This window comes from Methylobacterium sp. WL116, assembly GCF_008039455.1.
Classification (GTDB): Bacteria; Pseudomonadota; Alphaproteobacteria; order Rhizobiales; family Beijerinckiaceae; genus Methylobacterium.
The window spans coordinates 1-2,441 of the sequence record NZ_VRUV01000617.1 but is presented as its reverse complement, the minus strand read 5'-3'; the positions used below and the strand labels follow the sequence as shown (position 1 = coordinate 2,441).

At 75.6% G+C, this 2,441-nt stretch carries 2 protein-coding genes; both read right to left on the bottom strand.

Annotation, left to right across the window (positions count from 1 at the left end):
• Positions 1-1,551 (bottom strand): HWE histidine kinase domain-containing protein (locus tag FV223_RS25340; protein ID WP_147729535.1); only part of this gene is annotated, 1,551 nt, incomplete at its 3' end.
• 316 nt (positions 1,552-1,867) lie between these two features.
• A partial coding sequence (locus FV223_RS25335) for a tRNA (guanine(46)-N(7))-methyltransferase TrmB (RefSeq protein ID WP_147729534.1) occupies positions 1,868-2,441 on the bottom strand: 574 nt, incomplete at its 5' end.

Below are 2,441 nucleotides of genomic sequence, written 5' to 3'. Positions count from 1 at the left end.
GCGCAGCATCCCGGCCGGGCCGCCCGGCAGGACCGCCCAGGCGACCGAGATCCGCCCGCGCCGGTTGGAGAGCGCGCCGTACTTGGCGGCGTTGGTGGTGAGCTCGTGGATCGCCATGCCGATCGGCACCGCGATCTCGGAGGGCAGCGCCGTGTCCGGCCCGTCGAGCACGATGCGGCCGTCGAGGGCCCCGTCCGCATCGGCGGCCTCGCCCTCGCCCGCCTGCGCCTCGGCGTAGGGGCGCAGCTCGCTCAGCAGCAGCGTGCGCAGGTCCGCTGTCTGCCAGGTCGCCTCGGTGAGCACCGAATGGGTGTGGGCGAGCGACTTGATGCGGCCGACGAAGGCTTCGTAGAAGCTCTCGATGCTGGACGCCGTCCGCGCGGTCGAGCCGACGATCGCCTGCACCGTCGCCAGGGTGTTCTTCACCCGGTGGTGCAGCTCGCGGATCAGCAGCGCCTGCCGCTCCTCGGCCAGGCGCTGGTCGGTGACGTCGGCGACGAGGCCGATCAGCCGCCGCGGCAGCCGGTTCGGGGCGTCGCGCTCGAAGCGGCCGGCGAGGTCGATGGTGCGCCACGCGCCGTCGCTGCGGCGGCGGATGCGGCCCGTGGTGTGCAGGATCGCGTCGTCGCGCAGCGCCTGCGAGATCGCCAGCCGCACCGCGGCGCGATCGTCCGGGTGCAGCGTATCGCGGAGGAACTCGGTCTTGCCGATGGTGCCGTCCTCGGGCGCGTGCCCGAAGATCTCGAACATCCGCTCGTTCTCCCAGATCGCGTGGTCCTCGAGCATGTGCCACTCGAAGATCCCGAGCCGGGCGACCGTGGTCGCGACCCGCAGGCGCTGGTCGCGGGCGGCGAGCCCGTCGCGGGCCTCGACCCGCGTGGTCACGTCCTGCACCACGCCGACCATGCCGGTGCGGCGCCCGTCTTCGGCGTGGACCGGGCGGCCGCGCACGTCGACGATGATCTCGCGCCCGTCCGCCTCCCGCGTCAGGCGGGTCTCGAAGCGGTAGGCGCCGTCGCGCGCCATCGCGTCCCGGACCACGGCCTGGATCCGGTCGGGCTCGCCCGCGGAGAGGCCGGCGCGCAGGATGTCCCAGGTCGCGGAGGAGCCGGGGGGATGGCCGAGGATCTGCGCGGCGCGGCGCGACAGCACGAGGCGGCCGGTGCTCCGCTCCCAGCGCCACTCGCCGAGGCCCGCCGCGGCGAGGTCCTGGCGGTTCTCCTCGGAGCGGGCCGCCTCGTCGGCATCCACCGCCTCGACGACGAGGACGGTCCCGCCGGCGCCGGAGCGGCGCACCCGCACCTCGACCGAGCCGCCGTCGGCATGGAGCCAGGGATGGATGCCGTCGGCGATCCGGCCGCCGCCGACGAGGTCGGCGACCGGCCGCCCCGCGAGCGCGCCGGGTGGGTGGCCGAGCAGGGCGCAGAGCGCGGGGTTGGCGTCGCGCAGGCGCGCGCCGTCCTGCGACAGCACGGCCAGCCCGATGGCGGCCTCCTCGAAGGCCGCGCGCCGCGGGTCGTCCACCGGGCCGTGATCGTCCCTGTCGGTCACACCGTCCCCTCGAACGCGCGGTCGCGCCGTCTCGAAAAGCGTCGCCCCGACGGAGGCACCGAGCGGGCGCCCGACAGGAGCGCGCCCAAGATGGGGCCGGGGCCGAAGCGGGGCAAGTCGCCCGGCGGCGCCTGCGGCTTCGACAACAGCTTAGTTCAGCACGTCGCCCCGGCCGATCCTCGAAGAAAGCCGCCGAACGCCGCCCGAGGCCGCCGCGAGGATCGTGCGGGTCGCCTGCGCCGGGCCACCGGCGCTCTCCTCCGGCTCCCGGTGGCCGGCCCCGCGACCTCACGCATCGTCGCCTGCGGACGGGGCCTCAGCCCGGCGCGACGCGCGCGAACTCGAGGTAGGTCGGGCGGCGCCCGGCCGCGATCGCCTTCGCCTCGTAGCGGGTGCCGGGCCAGCCGGGATAGGGCTGCGTCCAGTCGGCGGCCGTGCGCGCCGTCCAGCGCAGGTGCGGGCAGCGGGCGGTGCGGACCAGGGTCCAGCCGACGTAGTCGTCGATGTCGCTGGCGAAGCGGAACAGGCCGCCGGGCCGCAGCACCCGGGCGATCTCGGCGAGCGACTCGTCCGAGACGAAGCGGCGCTTGCGCTGGCGCCGCTTCGGCCAGGGATCGGGGTAGAGCAGGTAGACCCGCGCGAGGCTGGCATCCGGCAGGGCGGCGAGCAGCGGCGACACGTCCTCGTCGCGGATGCGGACGTTGCGCAAGGCCCGCTCGTCGACGGCGCGCAGCAGCTTGGCGACGCCGTTGACGAAGGGCTCGGCGCCGATGATGCCGATCTCGGGATGGGCCGCCGCCTGCGCCGCCAGGTGCTCGCCGCCGCCGAAGCCGATCTCGAGCCAGACCTCCGACGGGCCTTGCGCGAGGCCGGGAAACAGCGTCGCCGGG